This is a genomic window from Halomonas sp. SIMBA_159 (genome assembly GCF_046536035.1).
Lineage (GTDB): Bacteria > Pseudomonadota > Gammaproteobacteria > Pseudomonadales > Halomonadaceae > Vreelandella > Vreelandella venusta_A.
Map to the genome: position 1 here is coordinate 1 of NZ_JAWJBT010000053.1, position 1,234 is coordinate 1,234.

The following is a 1,234-nucleotide window of genomic DNA, read 5'->3' on the forward strand; positions in this document are numbered from 1 at the left end:
TGAATCGCCCCGGGTATTCTAGACACCCGTTAGGCTCTTAAAGTAACGCCTTTCATACTCAACCGGTGACAAGTTATCACTTGTGCCGTGTCGGCGCTTTGGGTTGTAGAACATTTCAATGTAATTGAACACGTCGCGTCTAGCCGCTTCCCGTGTCGAATAAATCTGTCGCTTGATCCGCTCTCGCTTGAGGAGTTGAAAGAAGCTTTCAGCAACGGCGTTGTCATGACAGTTGCCACGTCGGCTCATGCTGCCCACCAGGTGATTAGCTTTCAAAAAGCTTTGCCAGTCTCCACTGCTAAACTGGCTTCCTTGATCCGAATGCACCATCACAGTTCCTTGCGGCTTGCGTCGCCAAACTGCCGACAATAAAGCATCCAGCACTAACTCCGTGGTCATACGTGACTTCATCGACCAGCCAACCACTTGACGAGAAAACAGGTCGATAACCACCGCTAAGTAAAGCCAGCCTTCGTACGTTCGGATGTACGTAATATCCGTCACCCAAACAACATTGGGCGCTGTTACTTCAAACTGACGGTCTAAATGGTTGGGTGATACGATGGCCGGTTTTCCACCGCCATAGCAGCCAGGGCGTCGTCGATAGCCGGTCTGAGAGCGTAAACCTTCTCTACGCATCAGGCGGGCCACTCGGTGCTTACCGCAGGCTTCGCCAGCCTCACGCAAATCCTGGTAGACCTTGCGATAGCCATATACACCGCCGCTTTCAAGCCACGCATGCTTGATCAATCCCAAGAGGCGCTGATCATCCCGGTCTCGATTAGACAGTGCTTTTTTGCACCATGCGTAGTAGCCGCTAGGGTGCACGGCCATCAGGCGGCACAAGCGACGTACCGGATATTGGCCCGCATGCTTTTGAATAAACGCGTACCTCAGTCGGACTCCCTGGCGAAGTACGCGGTGGCCTTTTTTAATATATCTCGCTCTTCTGACACGCGTTTTAGTTCAGCCTTCAAACGACGGTTTTCAGCTTGGAGATCAACATCTTCTTGTCGTTGTTCTACCGGCTTATCGTAGCGCTTGATCCAGTGGTACAAGCTGTGGCCTGACACGCCTAAACGCTCAGCGACCTCGGCCACGCGATGGCCACGCTCTACCACCTGTTTAACGGCTTCGATTTTGAATTCTTCAGTGTAACGGGGACGGCTCATGGATCCTCCTAGATACCTTTAGTATAAGGCCTGGAGGTGTCTACGAAACCCAGGGCGATTCA

General features: G+C 52.3%; 1 protein-coding gene. It reads right to left on the reverse strand.

The genetic code is table 11. The annotated features are described in order from the left end of the window. Positions 1-18: 18 nt before the first annotated feature. Positions 19-1,172 (reverse strand): IS3 family transposase gene (locus R0J87_RS18250; RefSeq protein ID WP_498887940.1). Its coding sequence is split into 2 segments (ribosomal slippage): positions 19-929 and positions 929-1,172, totalling 1,155 coding nucleotides; the frame shifts between segments, so codons are not numbered across the junction. Positions 1,173-1,234 lie beyond the last annotated feature (62 nt).